Consider the following 18,909-nt stretch of genomic DNA (forward strand, 5'->3'; position numbering starts at 1 on the left):
GATCAGGCGGAGAGCTCCGTGCGGCCCTTGCGGCGACGCGCCGCGAGGATCGCGCGGCCGGCGCGGGTGCGCATGCGGAGACGGAAACCGTGGACCTTCGCGCGGCGACGGTTGTTGGGCTGGAAGGTGCGCTTGCTCATGCTCGTATCTCCACTGGAAGAGGTGGTGTGGCCGGAAGGCCCGAAGTCAGGACAGCCGCGAGGGCTGATTTCAACTGATTTAACTTAGGCCACGAGCGCGCTGGGGTCAAACCCCGATGTGGACGGCAACGGACCAGTATGGCGACGGTGTGGAAGACCCTTCGGATGACGCGCCGACCGGCACTACAGTGGGGGCTTCTCCGGCGCTCGGGCTGCTCCGGCGCCGTGGCACACTGGTGCATCATTAACAGCCGGTGGATAAGTCTGTGAGTAACTCACGACGGGACGAGCGATCAGGGGAGCGATGACGAGCTCAGCGGATGTCACGACCCAGGAGGTCTGGAGGTCCGTCCAAGCCGCACTCTCGCTCGACGATCGCGTCACCCCGCAGGTGCACGGCTTCCTCAGCCTCGTGCTGCCGAAGGGCATCATGGCCGGCACCCTCTACCTCGAGGTGCCCAACGACCTGACCCGCGGAATGCTCGAGCAACGCATCCGCGTGCCGATGCTCGAGGCCATCTCGCAGCTCGGCGACCACTCCGTCTCGACGTTCGCGATCACGGTGAACCCCGAGGTCGAACCCGACCGGCTGTCCGAGCCGGCCCCCGTGACCCCGGCCACCCCGACGCCCGTGGTCGAGGACACCTCGAACTACACCGCGCCCATCCCTGTGATGGACACCCGCGCGACGAGCAAGCGCACCGACTCCCGGCTGAACCCGAAGTACAGCTTCGACAACTTCGTCATCGGCGGCTCCAACCGCTTCGCCCATGCCGCGGCGGTCGCCGTCGCCGAGGCGCCGGCCAAGGCGTACAACCCCCTCTTCGTCTACGGCGAGTCCGGGCTCGGCAAGACGCACCTGTTGCACGCGATCGGTCACTACGCGGAGAGCCTCTACCCGGGCGTGCGGGTGCGCTACGTGAGCTCGGAGGAGTTCACGAACGACTTCATCAACTCGATCGCCAACAACCGCGGCTCCCTCTTCCAGTCGCGGTACCGGGAGATCGACATCCTGTTGATCGACGACATCCAGTTCCTGCAGGGGAAGGCGGAGACGCAGGAGGCGTTCTTCCACACCTTCAACACCCTGCACGACCACAACCGGCAGGTGGTCATCACGAGCGATCTGCCGCCGAAGCACCTCACCGGGTTCGAAGACCGGATGCGGTCGCGATTCGAGTGGGGCCTCATCACGGATGTCCAGGCGCCCGACCTCGAGACCCGCATCGCCATCCTGCGCAAGAAGGCGCAGAGCGAGCGGCTGCAGGTGCCCGACGACATCCTCGAGTTCATGGCGTCGAAAATCTCCTCCAACATCCGGGAGCTCGAGGGCACGCTCATTCGCGTCACGGCGTTCGCGAACCTCAACCGCACGGCCGTCGACATGCAGCTGGTGCAGACGGTGCTCAAGGACGTCATCACGCTCGACGACGACAACGTCATCTCACCCGTCGACATCATCAATCACACCGCCGACTACTTCCGGCTCACGGTCGACGATCTCTACGGGTCGTCGCGCTCGCAGGCCGTGGCCACCGCCCGGCAGATCGCCATGTATCTGTGCCGTGAGATGACGAGCCTGTCGCTGCCGAAGATCGGTCAGCTGTTCGGCGGCCGCGACCACACGACGGTGATGTACGCGAACAAGAAGATCACGGAGCTCATGAAGGAGCGCCGCTCGATCTACAACCAGGTGACCGAGCTCACCAACCGCATCAAGCAGGGCAACCGCTACAAGTAGGAGCGGTGCGCAGCCCGCGCTCGTCGTGGCAACGAGCCCCGATCCCGCAGCGAGTGGTCGTCATGGCCTTGACACCCTCGCCGGTCGCGACGGTGTCGGCTCGAGCCCTGTTTCTGGGAGGAGCACGCCGCCGGCGGCGGCCGGTGACCGACCTCCCGCCTCTCTTTCTTGTCATTCGTCGACCGCTCTCCACAGGTGCCGCCGTGCGCCTGTGAGTCGCGCCCTGCCGATGCCATGACTTCCGCGGCTTTCCGCGGGACGCCCCGCCGATTCGGCTTTTTCCCAGACAAGGGCGCCTTCATCCACACTGTGTTGACAGCCTGTGGATAACCGTGGATAACGTCCACAGCTCTGGGGGTTATCGCCTCGAACCTGTGGAAGGCGCCGCCGGTCTCCCCAGTCGTGTGAATGACAAGAACCCGTCGACTCCCAACCGGCCAACAACTTGCACGCGTGTAGTTCCCGCTCGCCGACTGGCATCCGCCGGGTTACTCACAGTCTCCACAGTGGTTAAGACCGTTAATGAAGATCTTCATGTAATGACAAGTCCGATAACCCTGTGGGTGTGAGCAGCCGAGCCCGCGGCACGGATGACACGGGCCGGACGCTTCACGTGCGCGAGCGGGTGCTCGGAACTACAACGCGGAGGACGCGACGAGGCGCTGTGCCAGTATTAACCGGCGTTGTCCATGAGCCACAGGGGTGCCGGTGAGATTCGAAGTCAATCGCGACGTCTTCAGCGAGGCCGTGTCGTTCGCCGTCAAGCTCCTGCCGCAGCGAACCACACTGCCGATCCTGAGCGGCGTGCTGATCGAGGCCGGCCCTGACGGGCTCGTGCTCTCCTCGTTCGACTACGAGGTCTCGTCGCGCACGACGATCGCGGCGGATGTGAACGACGAGGGCCGCGTGCTCGTCTCGGGCCGTCTGCTCGCCGACATCGCCAGCCGGCTGCCGAACGCCCCGGTGCGCTTCTCCACTGAGGAGTCGCGCATCCTCGTCAGCTGCGGCTCCGCGTCGTTCACCCTGCTGAGCATGCCCGTCGAGGAGTACCCGACCCTGCCCCAGGTTCCGGAGAACCTCGGCCTGGTCAAGGCGCAGGACTTCTCCGACGCCGTCTCGCAGGTCGCCGTCGCCGCGTCGCGCGACGACGTGACTCCCGTCATCACGGGTGTCCAGCTCGAGGTCGCCGACAACAACGTGTCGCTCGTCGCCACCGACCGCTACCGCGTCGCGGTACGCGCCGTCGAGTGGGACTCCGGCACGAGCGGCCTCGACGCGGCATCCGCCCTGGTCCCGGCCCGCACGCTAGCCGAGATCGGCCGCACGTTCGGCCACAGCGGCGAGATCGGCGTCGCCATCACGAACACCGACGAGCGTGAGCTCATCGCGTTCAAGGCCGACAACAAGGTCGTCACGTCGCTGCTCATCAAGGGCAACTTCCCGCCCGTGCGCCGGCTGTTCCCCGAGAACGTCGACAACTACGCGGTCATGAACACCGCCGAGCTCGTCGAGGCCACCCGCCGTGTGTCGCTCGTGCTCGAGCGCGAGGCGGCGCTGCGCTACACCTTCACCTCCGACGGTCTGACGCTCGAGGCGATCGGATCCGAGCAGGCGCAGGCATCCGAGTCGATCGACGCGATCCTCACGGGCGGCGACACCGTCGTCTCGCTCAAGCCGCAGTTCCTGCTCGACGGGCTCGGCGCCGTGCACTCGGAGTTCGTGCGCATCTCGTTCACGAAGACCGAGAACCCCAACAAGCCGGGGCCGGTCCTCATCACCAGTCAGACGAGCCGCGAACAGGCGGGCTCGGACGACTACCGGTACCTGCTGCAGCCCAACCTGCTGCTGCGCTGATCCGCGTGGTGCCGCGACCCGCGGCATCCGTACATCGAAGGAGCATCCCCATGCACATCGGTCTCATCGGTCTCGGCAAGATGGGCAACAACATGCGTGCCCGCCTGCGTGACAAGGGCATCGAGGTCACCGGGTACGACCGCAACCCCGAGGTGACCGACGTCGCCGACCTCGGCGCCCTCGCCGCGGCCCTGCCCACCCCGCGTCTCGTCTGGGTCATGGTGCCCGCCGGCGAGATCACCGACGCCGTCGTGAAGGACCTCGCCGAGGTGCTCGACGAGGGCGACCTCGTCATCGAGGGTGGCAACTCGCGCTTCACGGAGGACTTCAAGCACGCCGAGGAGCTCTCGGCCAAGGGCATCCACTACGTCGACGCCGGCGTCTCCGGCGGCGTGTGGGGCCACCAGAACGGCTACGGCCTCATGGTCGGCGGCGACGCGGCCGACATCGAGCGCGCGATGCCCGTCTTCGACGCGCTGCGCCCCGAGGGCCCCCGCGAGGAGAGCTTCGTGCACGTCGGCCCGGTCGGCGCCGGCCACTACGCGAAGATGGTGCACAACGGCATCGAGTACGGCCTCATGCAGGCCTACGCCGAGGGCTACGAGCTGCTCGCCGCGCGCGACGACCTGATCAGCGACGTGCCCGGCACGTTCAAGGCCTGGCAGCGCGGCACCGTCGTGCGGTCCTGGCTGCTCGAGCTCATGGTGCTCGCGCTCGACGCCGACCCGGAGCTCAAGGACATCAAGGGCTACGTGCAGGACTCCGGCGAGGGTCGCTGGACGGTCGAGGAGGGCATCGCCAACGCCGTGCCCATGCCGGTCATCAGCGCCTCGATCTTCTCCCGCTTCGTCTCCCGCCAGGACGACTCCCCGGCGATGAAGGCCGTCGCGGCGCTGCGCAACCAGTTCGGCGGTCACGCCGTCGTCCGCAAGACCGACTGACCCTTTCCCTCACTTTGCGCGTCACCCACCTGAGCCTCACCGATTTCCGCAACTACACGACGGCGGAGATCGATCTCGGGACGGGGGCGAACCTGTTCGTCGGCAGCAACGGGCAGGGCAAGACCAACCTCGTCGAGTCCATCGGCTACCTCTCCACACTCGGGTCGCACCGGGTGTCGAGCGACCAGGCGATGATCCGGCAGGGCACGGATGCCGCGATCGTGCGTGCCCGGCTGAGGCACGGCGATCGCGAGCTCCTCGCCGAGGTGCAGCTCAACCGGTCGTCGGCGAACCGTGCCCAGGTGAACCGGTCGGCGATCAAGCCGCGGGAGCTGCCGCGGTACGTGTCGAGTGTGCTGTTCGCCCCCGAGGACCTCGCGCTGGTGCGCGGGGAACCCTCGGGGCGGCGGCGATTCCTCGACGAGCTGCTCGTGCAGCGTGCGCCCCGGCTCTCCGGCGTGCTCGCCGACTACGAGCGGGTGCTCCGGCAGCGCAACACCCTGCTCAAGAGCGCGCGCAACTCCGGACTCCGCGGCGGCAACCTCTCCACGCTCGACATCTGGGACGACCGCCTCGTGACGCTCGGTACCGAGATCATCGACGCGCGATGGGGACTGATCGAGGAGCTGCGGCCGCACGTGCGCGCGGCGTACGAGGCGGTCGCGGGCGAGCAGCACTCCGCCACGCTCGCCCCGGCGCTCTCGGTGCTGTCGAAGTCGGTCGACGACGAGGACGCGCACGACGCGGCATCCGTGCGCCTCGACGCCCCGGCGATCGAGGCCCGCTTCCGCGAGGCGCTCGCCACGGTGCGCCGGTCGGAGCTCGATCGCGGCGTCACGCTCGTCGGGCCGCACCGCGACGACCTCGTGCTCACCCTCAACGGGCTGCCGGCGAAGGGCTACGCGAGTCACGGGGAGTCGTGGTCGATGGCCCTCGCGCTCAAGCTCGCGTCGGCGCAGGTGCTGCGCGCCGAGTCGCCGCTCGGCGACCCCGTCATCATCCTCGACGACGTCTTCGCCGAGCTCGACGAGCGCCGGCGGCTCCGGCTCGCCTCCGCCGTGCAGGACTTCGAGCAGGTGCTCATCACCGCGGCGGTACTCGGCGACGTGCCGGGCGAGCTCGCCGGCACGACGGTGCGGATCGAACGCGGCCGCGTCGTCGAGAAGCTGGCGGGCGAACGCGACGAGGCCGGCGACCGTGAGGGCGCTTCGGATACCGAGGCGGCCCCCGCCTCCGACGACCAGGGCGACGGATGACGGAGCAGCCCGAGTCCGAGGCACGGCGCGTGTACGAGCGGTTCCGCGCCGTCTTCGGCAGTGCGGCCGGTCGCTCCGCCACCTATCGCAAGCGCCGGGAGAAGCCCGCGACGACCACGCCGTACGGCTCCGGCCGTGATCCGCTCGGGCTCGGCGACGTCATGGCCGCGATGACGGAGGAGCTCGGATGGAGCTCTCCGCTCGCAAAATCCGAACTGCTCGTGTCCTGGCCGCAGATCGTGGGGGAGGAGACCGCTCAGCACGCCCAGCCCGTCGGCATCGAGGAGGGCGTGCTCACGGTGCGCTGCGATTCGACGGCGTGGGCGACGCAGCTGCGGCTGATGCGCACGAAGCTCACGACGCAGCTGCTGCGCGAGTTCCCAGCGGCGGGCATCCAGCAGGTGCGGTTTTTGGGCCCTGACGCCCCTTCCTGGAAAAAGGGCCCCAGATCGGTTCAGGGGCGCGGTCCGCGCGATACCTACGGTTGAGCGGACAAAAGAGCCCTTCGAGCAGAAGAAAGGCGCTCAGACGGGCGTATATCCGACTCGGCCGTCCCTCCTCTTGATAGACTGGGAGGGCAGTGGGGACGGCTCTGGACGCCTGCGCGTCGAGCATGCGGTTCCCCCAGTGATCAGGCAGGAGCCGAATGTCAACGTCCGAAGCCCAGGGTACGCCTGCGCCTGAATACGGCGCGAACGAGATCCAGATCCTCGAGGGACTCGAGGCGGTGCGCAAGCGCCCCGGTATGTACATCGGCTCGACCGGCCCCCGCGGACTGCACCACCTGGTCTACGAGATCGTCGACAACTCCGTCGACGAGGCCCTCGCCGGCTACTGCGACAACATCGAGGTCACCGTCCTCGCCGACGGCGGCGTGCGCGTGCGCGACAACGGCCGCGGCATCCCCGTCGACATCCACCCCACCGAAGGACGCTCGACCGTCGAGGTCGTGCTCACCGTGCTCCACGCCGGCGGCAAGTTCGGCGGCGGCGGCTACGCCGTCTCCGGCGGTCTGCACGGCGTCGGCTCCTCCGTCGTCAACGCGCTCTCGAAGGAGCTCGCCGTCGAGGTGCACCGCCAGGGGCACGTGTGGCGCCAGCGCTTCGAGATCGGTGTGCCCGTCGCGCCGCTCGAGAAGGGCGAGACCGCGGATGACACGGGCACGATCATCACGTTCTGGCCGAGTGCCGACATCTTCGAGTCCGTCGACTTCGACTACGAGACGCTCCGCACGCGCTTCCAGCAGATGGCGTTCCTCAACAAGGGGCTGCGCATCTCGCTCACCGACGAGCGCGAGCCCGACGAGGAGGGCAACCTCCGCTCCGACGTCTTCCACTACGAGCGCGGTCTGCAGGACTACGTCGAGTACCTCAACTCCGCCAAGAAGGTGGAGGTCGTGCACCCCGAGATCATCGCGTTCGAGTCGGAGGACACCGAGCGGCACATCGCCCTCGAGGTCGCGATGCAGTGGACGACCGCCTACAGCGAGAGCGTCTACACCTACGCGAACACGATCAACACGCACGAGGGCGGCACGCACGAAGAGGGCTTCCGCGCCGCGCTGACCTCGCTCGTCAACCGCTACGCGCGCGAGAAGAACATGCTGCGCGAGAAGGACGAGAACCTCACAGGCGACGACGTGCGCGAGGGCCTCACGGCGATCATCTCCGTCAAGCTCAGCGAGCCGCAGTTCGAGGGCCAGACGAAGACGAAGCTCGGCAACACCGAGGCGAAGGCGTTCGTGCAGCGCGTCGTCGGCACCGAGCTCGCCGACTGGTTCGACCGCAACCCGAACCAGGCGAAGGACGTCATCCGCAAGGCCCAGCAGGCCTCGCAGGCGCGTATCGCCGCCCGCAAGGCGCGCGAGTCGACGCGACGCAAGGGCCTGCTCGAGTCCGGCGGGATGCCGGGCAAGCTGCGCGACTGCTCGAGCCGCGACCCCCAGATCAGCGAGATCTTCCTCGTCGAGGGCGACTCGGCCGGCGGGAGCGCGGTGCAGGGGCGCAACCCGGAGACGCAGGCGATCCTGCCGCTCCGCGGCAAGATCCTCAACGTCGAGAAGGCGCGCCTCGACCGTGCGCTCGCCAACGCCGAGATCCAGGCGATGATCACCGCCTTCGGTGCCGGCATCGGCGAGGACTTCGACCCCGCCAAGGCGAGGTACCACAAGATCATCCTCATGGCCGACGCCGACGTCGACGGGCAGCACATCACCACGCTGCTGCTGACGCTGGTGTTCCGCTACATGCGGCCGCTGATCGAGAACGGCTACGTCTACCTCGCGCAGCCGCCGCTGTACCGCATCAAGTGGACGAACGCGGAGCACGAGTACGTCTACAGCGACCGCGAGCGCGACGCCGTGCTGACCGACGGCCTCGCCGCCGGCAAGCGGATCCCCAAGGACAACGGCGTGCAGCGGTACAAGGGTCTCGGCGAGATGAACGCCGAGGAGCTGTGGGAGACCACGATGAACCCCGACACCCGCACCCTGCTGCAGGTCACGGTGGAGGACGCCGCGGCCGCCGACGGGATCTTCGCGACGCTGATGGGGGAGGACGTCGAGTCCCGGCGCACCTTCATCCAGCAGAACGCCAAGGACGTCCGCTTCCTCGACATCTGACCGAGGCGCTCGCGCTCGAGGCGCGAGCCTGCCCGGCATCCGTTCCCTCCTTCCGACAGAAAGGCCCTGAGTGGCTGACGACGACGTGACTCCTGAAGAGATCGACGTACCGATCGAGCGCAGTGTCGACCGCATCGACCAGGTCGACCTCCAGCTCGAGATGCAGCGCTCGTACCTCGACTACGCGATGAGCGTCATCGTCGGGCGTGCACTGCCCGACGTGCGCGACGGCCTGAAGCCGGTGCACCGCCGCGTGATCTACGCGATGTACGACGGCGGATACCGGCCCGACAAGGCGTTCTCGAAGTCGGCCCGCGTGGTCGGCGAGGTGCTCGGCCAGTTCCACCCGCACGGCGACTCGCCCGTCTACGAGGCGATGGTGCGCCTCGTACAGCCGTGGAGCATGCGCTACCCGCTCGTGCTCGGCCAGGGCAACTTCGGCTCGGCCGGCAACGACGGCGCCGCCGCCCCCCGGTACACCGAGGCGAAGATGGCGCCGCTCGCGATGGAGCTCGTGCGCGACATCGACAAGGAGACCGTCGACTGGCGCGACAACTACGACGGCCGCACCCAGGAGCCCGTCGTGCTGCCGGCGCGCTTCCCCAACCTGCTCGTCAACGGGTCGGTCGGCATCGCGGTCGGCATGGCGACGAACATCCCGCCGCACAACCTCCGCGAGGTCGCGGACGGCGCGCTCTGGTCGCTCGAGAACCCCGAGGCCACCCGCGAGGAGCTCCTCATGGCGCTCCTCGAGCGCATCAAGGGACCGGACTTCCCGACCGGGGCGCAGATCCTCGGCGTCAAGGGCATCCACGACGCCTACCGCACCGGCCGCGGCTCGATCACGATGCGCGCCGTCGTCAGCGTCGAGGAGCTGCAGGGTCGCACCGCCCTCGTCGTCACCGAGCTGCCCTACCAGGTCAACCCCGACAACCTCGCGCTGAAGATCGCCGAGCTCGTCAAGGAGGGGAAGATCGGCGGCATCGCCGACATCCGTGACGAGAGCTCCGCCCGCACCGGTCAGCGCCTCGTCATCATCCTTAAGCGCGACGCCGTCGCGAAGGTCGTGCTGAACAACCTGTACAAGCACACCCAGCTGCAGGAGAACTTCGGCGCGAACATGCTCGCGCTCGTCGACGGGGTGCCGCGCACCCTGCCGATCGACCAGTTCATCTCGCTGTGGGTCGCGCACCAGGTCGAGGTCATCGTCCGGCGCACGCAGTACCTGCTCAAGGACGCCGAAGAGCGCATCCACATCCTGCGCGGCTACCTCAAGGCGCTCGACGCGCTCGACGAGGTCATCGCGCTCATCCGCCGCTCGCCGACGGTGGAGGAGGCTCGCGAGGGCCTCATGAAGCTCCTCGACATCGACGAGATCCAGGCGCGGGCCATCCTCGACCTGCAGCTGCGCCGCCTCGCGGCCCTCGAGCGTCAGCGGATCCTCGAGGACCACGACCGCATCGAGCGCGAGATCCTCGACTACAAGGACATCCTCGCCAAGCCCGAGCGCCAGCGGCAGATCATCGCCGACGAGCTGCGCGAGATCGTCGCGAAGTTCGGCGACGACCGCCGCACCGAGATCATGTTCGGCTACGACGGCGACGTCAGCGTCGAGGACCTGATCCCCGAGGAGGAGATGGTCGTCTCCATCACCCGCGGCGGATACATCAAGCGCACCCGCAGCGACAACTACCGCAGCCAGCGCCGCGGTGGCCGCGGCGTGCGCGGTGCTCAGCTGCGGGCGGATGACGTCGTCGAGCACTTCTTCGTCACCACCACGCACCACTGGCTGCTGTTCTTCACGACGGCGGGCCGGGTGTACCGGGCGAAGACGTACGAGATCCAGGAGGCCGGCCGCGACGCGAAGGGCCAGCACGTCGCCAACCTGCTCGCGATGCAGCCGGGCGAGGAGATCGCCCAGGTGCTCGACATCCGGGACTACGGCGTCGCCCAGTACCTCGTGCTCGCGACCCGCAACGGCCTCGTGAAGAAGACGGCGCTGACCGACTACGACACGAACCGCTCTGGCGGCATCATCGCGATCAACCTGCGCGAGGGCGACGAGCTCGTCTCGGCCCTGCTCGTCGACGAGACGGATGACGTGCTGCTGGTGTCCCGCAAGGGCATGTCCGTGCGCTTCACCGCGTCCGATGCGGCGCTGCGCCCGATGGGCCGCTCGACGTCCGGCGTCATCGGCATGCACTTCCGCGGCGAGGACGCGCTGCTCTCGGCATCCGTCGTGCGCGAGAACGGCTACGTCTTCATCGCGACCGAGGGCGGCTACGCCAAGCGCACCGCGGTCGACCAGTACCGTCTGCAGAACCGCGGCGGCCTCGGCATCAAGGTGGCGAAGCTCGCGGAGACCCGCGGCGACCTCGCCGGCGCTCTGATCGTGGACGAGGACGACGAGATCCTCGTCGTGCTCGAATCCGGCAAGGTCGTGCGCAGCGCCGTGGCCGAGGTTCCCGCGAAGGGTCGCGACACGATGGGTGTCGTGTTCGCCAGGTTCTCGGATAGTGACAGGATCATTGGCATCGCCAAGAACAGTGAGCGGAACCTCGACCAGCAGAGTGCCGACGAGGAGCTCGAGGCACCGGTGGAAGAAGCACATGTCGTGCCGGTGACCGAGGACGGAAAGGACGAGTCGGGCAATGAGTAGCGTCGCGGAGAAGCTTCAGAGGAAGGCCCCGAAGCCCGTGAGCGGTAAGCAGGTACGCCTGAAGCTCGTCTACATCGACTTCTGGTCGGCGGTGAAGCTCGCGTTCCTGATCTCGGTGGCGGGCGGCGTCGTGCTGATCGTGGCGACGTTCCTGATCTGGAACATCCTCGCCCTCACGGGGGTCTTCGGATCGATCAGCGACCTGCTGCGCGACATCCTGGGCCAGGAGAACTTCAACGTCACCGATGTCGTGTCGCTGCCGCAGGTGCTGCTGTTCTCGATCATCGTGGCCGCTCTCAACGTCGTCGTGGGCACCGCCCTCGGCGCCGTGATCGCGATGCTGTACAACTTCAGCGTCCGCATCACCGGTGGTCTGCTCGTCGGATTCACCAACAACTAGCCCGATTGGGCGAAACGGGCCGCTTGGGGTACTCTCTAATGCGGTTCACGGGGCTATAGCTCAGGCGGTTAGAGCGCTTCGCTGATAACGAAGAGGTCCCAGGTTCAAGTCCTGGTAGCCCCACCACCGTGATCCGACACCACGCACCGAACAGGTCGTAGAGTGTCGGAAGTCGCAACACAGCCGCGGATCGACGAGATCCGTTCGGGGCCTTAGCTCAGTTGGTAGAGCGCTTGCTTTGCAAGCAAGATGTCAGGAGTTCGATTCTCCTAGGCTCCACAGTTTCCCGGCCTCCTGTCGTGCTTGTCACTCCGCGGCATCCGGTGCCGGCGGCGTCTCGGCCCCCTCGCGCTCGTCGCGGTCGGCCCACTCGAGCAGCGGTGTGATGTCGAACACGACGTCGTCGATGCCGGCGTGCAGGTCGCCCAGGCGTGCGAAGCGCTCGGGCACGGTCGCGATCGTGAAGTCGCCCGGCTGCACGTCGTCGATCTCGTTCCAGCGGATCGGCGTCGACACGGTGCCCTCGGGGTTGCCGCGCACCGAGTACGCCGCCGCGATCGTGTGGTCGCGGGCGTTCTGGTTGTAGTCCACGAACACGGCGGCGGGATCGCGGTCGTGCCGCCACCATGTGGTCGTCACGTCGTGCGGCGCGCGCCGCTCCACCTCGCGGGCGAAGGCCAGGGCGGCGCGGCGCACGTCGTCGAAGCCGTGCTCGGGGGCGATCCGCACGTAGATGTGGATGCCGCTGCCGCCCGAGGTCTTCGGCCAGCCCACCGCGCCCAACTCGTCGAGCACCTCGTGCACGACGCCGGCGACCCGCTGCACCCGGTCGAAGGGGCAGTCGGGCATGGGGTCGAGATCGATCCGCCACTCGTCGGGCTTCTCGACATCCGCCCGCCTGCTGTTCCACGGGTGGAACTCGACGGTCGACATCTGCACGGCCCACGCCACGTGCGCGAGTTCGGTCACGCACAGCTCGTCGGCCGTGCGCTTGTAGCGGGGGAAGAACACCCGCACCGTCTCCATCCAGGGCGGGGCGCCGTGCGGCAGCCGCTTCTGGTGCACCTTCTCGCCGGCCACGCCCTCGGGAAAGCGGTGCAGCATGCACGGCCGCTCCCGTAGCGCATTGACGATCCCGTCGCCGACCGACAGGTAGTACTGCACGAGGTCGAGCTTCGTCTCGCCCCGGGCGGGGAAGTACACGCGATCGGGGTTCGAGATGCGCACGGTGCGGTCGCCGACCTGCAGCTCGACCGCGGGCGTCGCCTGTTTCGCCATGTCGAGAACCTACGACGCCGACCCGGAGGTGTCGATCGGCCCGAGGTGGCGGGCGAGGTCGAGGACTCCCGTCGCCGCGATGAGCGGCTGTCGGAGGTGAGGGGGATACCGGCGCCCCGAGCGGTCGATCCACGCCGTCCGCAGCCCGGCTCCCGCGGCACCGTGGACGTCCCACGGATGCACGGCGACCAGCCAGGCGTCGCCCGGTTCGACGTGTGCCCGTTCGACGGCGGTCCGGTACGCCGCGCGCGCGGGCTTCCACGGTGAGTTCCCCTCGACCGTGAGCAGGTCGTCGAAGGACTCGAGCAGGCCCGCGTCGCCGAGCAGCCGCTCCGCGTTCGAGCGGGGGCCGTTGGACAGGGTGAAGAGACGGTGACCGGCCTCGCGGAGAGCGTGGACGCCAGGAATCACGTCGTCGTGCGGCGGGACCGCGGCGAAGCTGTCGAGCACGGAGGACACCGCTTCGTCGAGCGCCTCGGCGGTCACGTGGCTGCGGAGCAGGTCCTCGGCGTGCCCCTGAGCCAGTTGCGGGAAGGAGGCGTCGTCACCGGCGGCGGTGAGCGCGAACCCGTTGCGGAGGATCGACGCGAACCACACATCCGCGAGCAGCCCGTCGCCGGCGACCTCGCCGAAGACGGTGGCGACCGGCGACAGATCGGAGAGGGTCTCGTTGACGTCGACCAGGAGGGAGGCCATGGGCCAACTCCCTCACACGCCGCTCCGAGTCGGCTGAGCCGGCGTCACCACCAGGCGGGGCGGGCGACCTCGAGCTGGCGGCCGAGGAAGGGGCGCGCCCGCTCGACGGCGAGCTCGATGCGCTCGGCGAGCTTCGGGTTCGAGATCTCGTAGTTCTGGAAGTCGGCGTCGCTCGCGTAGATGCCGAGCGGGAGCGTCACCGCCTGGAAGAACCCGAAGAGCGGACGCAGCTGGTGCTCGATGATGAGCGCGTGCCGGTCGCTCCCTCCGGTCGCGGCGAGGAGCACCGGACGGTCGACGAGCGCGTATTGGCCCACGAAGTCGAACAGGTGCTTGAACAGCCCGGTGAACGTCGCGCGGTACACCGGACTCGCGACGACGAGCAGGTCCGCCTGCTCGATGCGCTGCAGCTCCTGCTCGGCGACGGCGGGCAGCTGGTCGCGCTGCACGGCGCCGGCGAGGTGCGGCCCGAGCTCGTTGAGCTCGATGAGGTGCGTCTCGGTCTCGGCCCCATCGGCGACCTGGTCGAGGATCGCGCGGACGAGCGCCGTCGTCTTCGAGGGCGACTGCAGGCTCCCGGAGACCCCGACCACCTTGAGCGGCTCAGTGTGCGACATGGCTCCGACGCTAGGCCGACGGATGCCGCGGGCGGGAGGGCCACCGAAACACAACGTCACTCTGTGACGCCGTATTGCGGCAGCGGGTGACTCCCCGGGCGGGCGAGGCGAGCATGGGCGCATGCCCCGACACATCCGTTTCAACGCGTTCGACATGAACTGCGTCGCGCACCAGTCGTCCGGCCTCTGGCGGCACCCGCAGGACCGCTCGCGGAACTACAACACCCTCGAGTACTGGACCGAGCTCGCGAAGTTGCTCGAGTCCGGCACGTTCGACGGCATCTTCATCGCCGACGTGCTCGGCACCTACGACGTCTACGGCGACAGCAACGAGGCAGCCATCCGTCACGGCGCTCAGGTGCCCGTGAACGACCCCGTGCTGCTCGTCTCCGCGATGGCGCTCGTGACCGAGCACCTCGGCTTCGGTGTGACCGCAGGCACGGCATACGAGCACCCCTATCCGTTCGCCCGGCGGATGACGACGCTCGACCACCTCACGAAGGGCCGCGTCGGCTGGAACGTGGTGACGGGCTACCTGCCCTCGGCCGCGCGCAACATGGGCCACGACGACCAGATGGAGCACGACGACCGCTACGACCACGCGGACGAGTACCTCGAGGTGCTCTACAAGCTGTGGGAGGGCTCGTGGGAGGACGACGCCGTCGTCGTCGACCGGGAGCGCGGCGTCTTCACCGACCCAAGCAAGGTGCACGAGATCGGGCACGAGGGCAAGTACTTCAAGGTGCCCGGCATCCACATCTCGGAGCCCTCGCCGCAGCGCACGCCGGTGATCTATCAGGCGGGCGCGTCGCCGCGGGGCATCGCGTTCGCCGCCGGTAACGCGGAGGCGATCTTCGTCGCGGCCCCGACCAAGGAGGTGCTGCGCGGCACGGTCAAGCGCATCCGCGACGCCCTCGAGTCGGCTGGCCGCGACCGCTACGCCGCGAAGATCTACACGCTGCTGACGATCATCACCGACGAGACGAGCGAGAAGGCGCAGGCGAAGTACGAGGACTACCTCTCGTACGCGAGCGAGGAGGGGGCCCTCGTCTTCATGTCGGGCTGGATGGGCATCGACCTCTCGCAGTACGACCTCGACGAGCCGGTCGGTAACGTCAAGAGCAACGCGATCCAGTCGGTGATCGCGAACTTCGCGGAGTCCGCGGAGCACGGCCGCGAGTTCACGGTGCGCGACATCGCCCGCCACGGCGCGATCGGCGGCCTCGGCCCGTTCATCGTGGGCTCCGGCTCCGAGATCGCGGACGAGCTGCAGTCGTGGGTCGAGGAGACCGACGTCGACGGCTTCAACCTCGCCTACGCGATCACGCCCGGCACGTTCGAGGACGTCGTGAAGTACGTCGTGCCCGAGCTGCGCAGGCGCGGCGCCTACCCGGAGTCGTACGAGCAGGGCACGCTCCGCAACAAGCTGCACGGTCGCGGCGACCGGCTGCCGGAGGAGCACAAGGGCGCGCAGTACCGCTGGTCGTCCGTTCCCGCCTGAGCGCAGGCACGACAAAGGGCCGGCCCCCTCGGGGACCGGCCCTTTCTCGTGCCGTCAGCGGATCGACTTGCGTGAGGTGATCTGGCCCGTGTCGAAGCCGAGCAGGTGCAGGCCGCCGTGGAACCGGGCGTGCTCCACCTTGATGCAGCGGTCCATGACGACCGTCAGCCCCTGCTCCTCGCCGTAACGGGCGGCCTCCTCGTTCCAGATGCCGAGCTGCACCCACACGGTCTTCGCGCCGATCGCCAGGGCGTCGTCCATGACCGAGGGGATGTCGGCGGGCTTGCGGAACACGTCGACGATGTCGGGCACCTCGGGCAGCGAGGCGAGGTCGGGGTAGACCTTCTCGCCGAGGATCTCGGTGGCGTTCGGGTTGACGAAATACAGCTTGTAGTCGCTCGACTGCTGCAGGTAGGTCGCGACGAAGTAGCTCGAGCGCGCGGGGTTGGGGGAGGCGCCGACGATCGCGACCGACTTGGCCTTGCGCAGGATCGCGAGTCGCTCGCGGGCGGAGGGACCCACCCAGGTGCGCTGCGAGCGCATGAGCTTCGCGAGCGGCGAGGAGGCCGGGATCTCGCAGGTCAGACCGTTGACGAGGTGCGTCGTGACCGTGGCATCCGTGGTCATCAGTTCTCCTTCGCGGCCGCGGTGAGGGCCTGATCGAGATCCGCGATGATGTCGTCCACGTCCTCGAGGCCGACGCTCAATCGTACGAGGCCGGGTCCGACGCCCGCCTGCAGCAGCTGCTCCTCGGTGAGCTGCGCGTGGGTCGTCGAGGCGGGGTGGATGACGAGGGTCTTCGTGTCGCCGATGTTGGCCAGGTGGCTCGCGAGGTCGACGGACTCGATGAAGCGCCGGCCCACGTCTCGGCCGCCCGCGACGTCGAACGAGAACACCGAACCCGGTCCCTTGGGCAGGTACTGCTTCGCGCGCTCGTGATGCGGATGACTCGGCAGGCCCGCCCAGTGCACCTTCTCGATGCGCGGGTCGGCGTCGAGCCACTCGGCGACGGCACGCGCGTTGTCGACGTGGGTCTGCATGCGCAGGGGCAGCGTCTCGACGCCCATCGCGAGGAGGAATGCCGAGTGCGGCGCGAGGGTCGGGCCGATGTCGCGCAGCTGCTCGGCGCGGAGGCGCGTGAGGAACGCGTACTCGCCGAAGTTGCCGTGCCAGTTGAGGCCGCCGTAGTGCGGCACCGTCTCGTCGAAGAGCGGGAACCGGTGGTTCGCCCAGTCGAACCGGCCGCTCTCGACGACGACACCGCCGAGGGTCGTGCCGTGGCCGCCGAGGAACTTGGTGGCCGAGTGCACGACGACGTCCGCGCCCCACTCGATCGGGCGCACGAGGTACGGCGTCGCGACCGTGGAGTCGACGATGAGCGGGACGTCGTGGGCGTGGGCGACGTCCGCCAGGCCCGCGATGTCGGCGATCGCGCCGGAGGGGTTGGAGATCGTCTCGGCGAAGACCACCTTCGTCCTGTCGGTGATCGCGGCCGCGTAGTCGGCGGGGTCGGAGCTGTTGACGAACGTCGTCTCGACGCCGAAGCGGCGCAGCGTGACATCCAGCTGCGTCACCGAACCGCCATAGAGCGACGAGCTCGCAACGACGTGGTCGCCGGCGCCGACGAGCGAGGCGAACGTCACGAACTGCGCCGAGAGACCGCTCGCGGTCGCGACGGCGCCGAGGCCGCCCTCGAGCGATGCGATCCGCTCCTCGAAGCTCGCGACCGTGGGGTTCTCCAGGCGGCTGTAGATGTTGCCGTACTTCTGCAGGGCGAAGCGCGCCGCGGCATCCGCGGTGTCGTCGAAGACGAAGGCGCTCGTCTGATAGATCGGCAGGGCGCGGGCACCCGTGACCGCGTCGGGGATGTTGCCGGCGTGGATCGCACGCGTGCGGAAGCCGTATTCTCGATCAGCCATGACGCCACGGTAACGCGGCGCCGCAGCGCATCCGCGCCGCCGTGAAATCTCGCGTAACCGGGACCTTCGACCCAGCGCGGGGGACACCTGTCCCCTTACACTGCTGGTGTTGAGCTTCTTCCGGCCGCGAGCCGGGCTCCGCCGCCCCGGGCGTCAACGGGGACTTCTTCCCCTCCTCCCCAGCGCTTCGGCCGATGATGCGCGCGCTCGGGTGAGCCCACCAGAACGGCCGAGAACATGACCAGGATCATTCACCAGGACGCCTCGACGAACGATCTCCACTCGGCCGACACCCTGCTGCGCACGCTCTACGGCAGGGCGTCGCTCAAGGACCCCGGGCCCCGCCGCTTTCGCTATCGCCAGAAGATCGACGGTGACGACCGGATGAAGATCGCGCGACTCCGCACGACCGACAGCGTCGAGTTCTCGAACGAGCTCGACCAGATCACCATCGCGCAGGTGTCGGGTGACTTCCGTCTGGAGCTCTCGCCCGATCGCCGGATGTCGCCCGTGCAGCCGACTCTCGTGCCGCGCAACGTCGGGCACGAGGGCTGGGGCGACGACTTCGACCTGCTCATCGTCAATCTGAACCCGGCCGCGGTCGCGGTGTTCACCGACGTGCGCCCCGAGGCCGAGTCCCTGATCAACGGCCCGCAGGACTTCGTCCCCGCCCAGTCGCCCGAGTCGGCGCGCCTCTGGTGCTCGACCGTCAAGCACGTGGCTCGGGAGATCGTGTCGAACGACCGCGTCATGCAGAGCCCGTTGGTGCGCTTGTCGGCGTTCCGGTTGCTGACTGTCTCCGCGATCGAGGCGTTCGGCGACCGACATCGCGCGGTGGAGCCGCAGGCCGCGCTGCCGGATGCCGTCCGTCGGGCCCGCGCGTTCATCGACGACAACGCCCACACGGCGATCACGGTCGACGACGTCGCGCGCGCCGCGCGCATGTCGACCCGTGGACTGCAGTGGGCCTTCCGCCGCCACCTCGACAGCACCCCGACTGAGTACCTGCGCCGCGTGCGCCTCGAAGGGGCCCGGCAGGATCTGCTCGCGGCGGACCCGGACGGCGACGCGTCGGTCGAGTCGATCGCGCTGCGGTGGGGCTTCGCCCACAGCGGCCGCTTCGCCGGGTACTACCAGGACGCCTTCCACGAGCGGCCGAGCGCGACGCTGAAACGCTGAAGGGGCCGACTCCCTCGAGCCGACCGACCGCTGGCGTTCGGCGTCACGCGCATCACTCCGCGATCGAGCTGCACGTTCGCCAGGGTGGAGTTGTACTCAAAGAAGCCG

General features: G+C 68.4%; 16 protein-coding genes and 2 tRNA genes. 12 read left to right on the forward strand and 6 right to left on the reverse strand.

What is annotated here, in order from left to right; all coding sequences use genetic code 11:
• Positions 1–2: 2 nt before the first annotated feature.
• Positions 3–140, reverse strand: coding sequence for a 50S ribosomal protein L34 (rpmH, locus tag JUB10_RS08160; protein ID WP_022881903.1), 138 nt, complete (start codon positions 138–140; stop codon positions 3–5).
• 304 nt (positions 141–444) lie between these two features.
• Here rpmH and dnaA point away from each other — a divergent pair, with 304 nt between their 5' ends.
• From dnaA to JUB10_RS08210, 10 genes are all read left to right on the forward strand, one after another.
• A complete protein-coding gene (dnaA, locus tag JUB10_RS08165) occupies positions 445–1,881 on the forward strand; it encodes a chromosomal replication initiator protein DnaA (protein WP_207455351.1) in 1,437 nt (478 codons plus the stop codon).
• A 708-nt stretch (positions 1,882–2,589) separates the two neighbouring features.
• Complete coding sequence (gene dnaN, locus JUB10_RS08170; RefSeq protein WP_207455353.1) at positions 2,590–3,735, forward strand: DNA polymerase III subunit beta; 1,146 nt, start codon at positions 2,590–2,592, stop codon at positions 3,733–3,735.
• 50 nt (positions 3,736–3,785) lie between these two features.
• Positions 3,786–4,676, forward strand: a complete 891-nt coding sequence (gene gnd / locus JUB10_RS08175) for a phosphogluconate dehydrogenase (NAD(+)-dependent, decarboxylating) (protein ID WP_207455355.1) — start codon at positions 3,786–3,788, stop codon at positions 4,674–4,676.
• 14 nt (positions 4,677–4,690) lie between these two features.
• Positions 4,691–5,932: a DNA replication/repair protein RecF gene (recF, locus tag JUB10_RS08180; RefSeq protein WP_207455356.1), complete on the forward strand. Its 1,242-nt coding sequence runs from the start codon at positions 4,691–4,693 to the stop codon at positions 5,930–5,932.
• Positions 5,929–6,420 carry a DUF721 domain-containing protein gene (locus JUB10_RS08185; protein WP_207455357.1) on the forward strand — a complete coding sequence of 164 codons (492 nt, stop codon included), beginning with the start codon at positions 5,929–5,931 and terminating at the stop codon, positions 6,418–6,420. Before recF ends, JUB10_RS08185 begins: the two co-directional genes overlap by 4 nt.
• A gap of 158 nt (positions 6,421–6,578) precedes the next feature.
• Positions 6,579–8,552: a DNA topoisomerase (ATP-hydrolyzing) subunit B gene (gene gyrB / locus JUB10_RS08190; RefSeq protein ID WP_207455359.1), complete on the forward strand. Its 1,974-nt coding sequence runs from the start codon at positions 6,579–6,581 to the stop codon at positions 8,550–8,552.
• Positions 8,553–8,622: 70 nt separating this feature from the next.
• Positions 8,623–11,211, forward strand: a complete 2,589-nt coding sequence (gyrA, locus tag JUB10_RS08195; protein ID WP_207455360.1) for a DNA gyrase subunit A — start codon at positions 8,623–8,625, stop codon at positions 11,209–11,211.
• Positions 11,204–11,611, forward strand: a complete 408-nt coding sequence (locus tag JUB10_RS08200) for a DUF3566 domain-containing protein (protein ID WP_207455362.1) — start codon at positions 11,204–11,206, stop codon at positions 11,609–11,611. Before gyrA ends, JUB10_RS08200 begins: the two co-directional genes overlap by 8 nt.
• Before the next feature lie 49 nt (positions 11,612–11,660).
• Positions 11,661–11,737: transfer RNA gene (locus JUB10_RS08205), tRNA-Ile, on the forward strand.
• Positions 11,738–11,817: 80 nt separating this feature from the next.
• A tRNA-Ala gene (locus tag JUB10_RS08210) sits at positions 11,818–11,890 on the forward strand.
• Between the two features lie 27 nt (positions 11,891–11,917).
• On the opposite strand, the gene ligD is transcribed toward JUB10_RS08210, so the two are convergent.
• Genes ligD through msuE form a run of 3 tightly spaced genes read right to left on the reverse strand, consistent with a single transcriptional unit; the run spans position 11,918 to position 14,202 of the window.
• Positions 11,918–12,889 (reverse strand): non-homologous end-joining DNA ligase, encoded by a 972-nt coding sequence (gene ligD, locus JUB10_RS08215; protein WP_207455363.1) that lies wholly within the window; start codon positions 12,887–12,889, stop codon positions 11,918–11,920.
• A gap of 9 nt (positions 12,890–12,898) precedes the next feature.
• Positions 12,899–13,585 (reverse strand): haloacid dehalogenase type II, encoded by a 687-nt coding sequence (locus JUB10_RS08220; protein ID WP_207455365.1) that lies wholly within the window; start codon positions 13,583–13,585, stop codon positions 12,899–12,901.
• 44 nt (positions 13,586–13,629) lie between these two features.
• On the reverse strand, positions 13,630–14,202 hold the full coding sequence (gene msuE / locus JUB10_RS08225; protein WP_207455366.1) for an FMN reductase: 573 nt from the start codon (positions 14,200–14,202) through the stop codon (positions 13,630–13,632).
• Between the two features lie 121 nt (positions 14,203–14,323).
• On the opposite strand from msuE, the gene JUB10_RS08230 reads away from it, so the two are divergent.
• Positions 14,324–15,703 (forward strand): LLM class flavin-dependent oxidoreductase, encoded by a 1,380-nt coding sequence (locus JUB10_RS08230; RefSeq protein ID WP_207455367.1) that lies wholly within the window; start codon positions 14,324–14,326, stop codon positions 15,701–15,703.
• A 54-nt stretch (positions 15,704–15,757) separates the two neighbouring features.
• Here the strand turns inward: JUB10_RS08230 and JUB10_RS08235 are convergent, their stop codons facing one another.
• Positions 15,758–16,330, reverse strand: a complete 573-nt coding sequence (locus JUB10_RS08235; protein ID WP_207455368.1) for a CoA-binding protein — start codon at positions 16,328–16,330, stop codon at positions 15,758–15,760.
• Positions 16,330–17,622: an O-acetylhomoserine aminocarboxypropyltransferase/cysteine synthase family protein gene (locus JUB10_RS08240; protein ID WP_207455369.1), complete on the reverse strand. Its 1,293-nt coding sequence runs from the start codon at positions 17,620–17,622 to the stop codon at positions 16,330–16,332. The genes JUB10_RS08235 and JUB10_RS08240 overlap by 1 nt, the downstream gene beginning before the upstream one ends.
• A 237-nt stretch (positions 17,623–17,859) precedes the next feature.
• Between JUB10_RS08240 and JUB10_RS08245 the strand changes: the two genes are divergently transcribed.
• On the forward strand, positions 17,860–18,801 hold the full coding sequence (locus JUB10_RS08245; RefSeq protein WP_242682332.1) for an AraC family transcriptional regulator: 942 nt from the start codon (positions 17,860–17,862) through the stop codon (positions 18,799–18,801).
• The last annotated feature ends 108 nt before the right edge of the window (positions 18,802–18,909 follow it).

It is taken from the genome of Desertivibrio insolitus (assembly GCF_017355965.1).
Taxonomy (GTDB): domain Bacteria; phylum Actinomycetota; class Actinomycetes; order Actinomycetales; family Microbacteriaceae; genus JAFIQW01.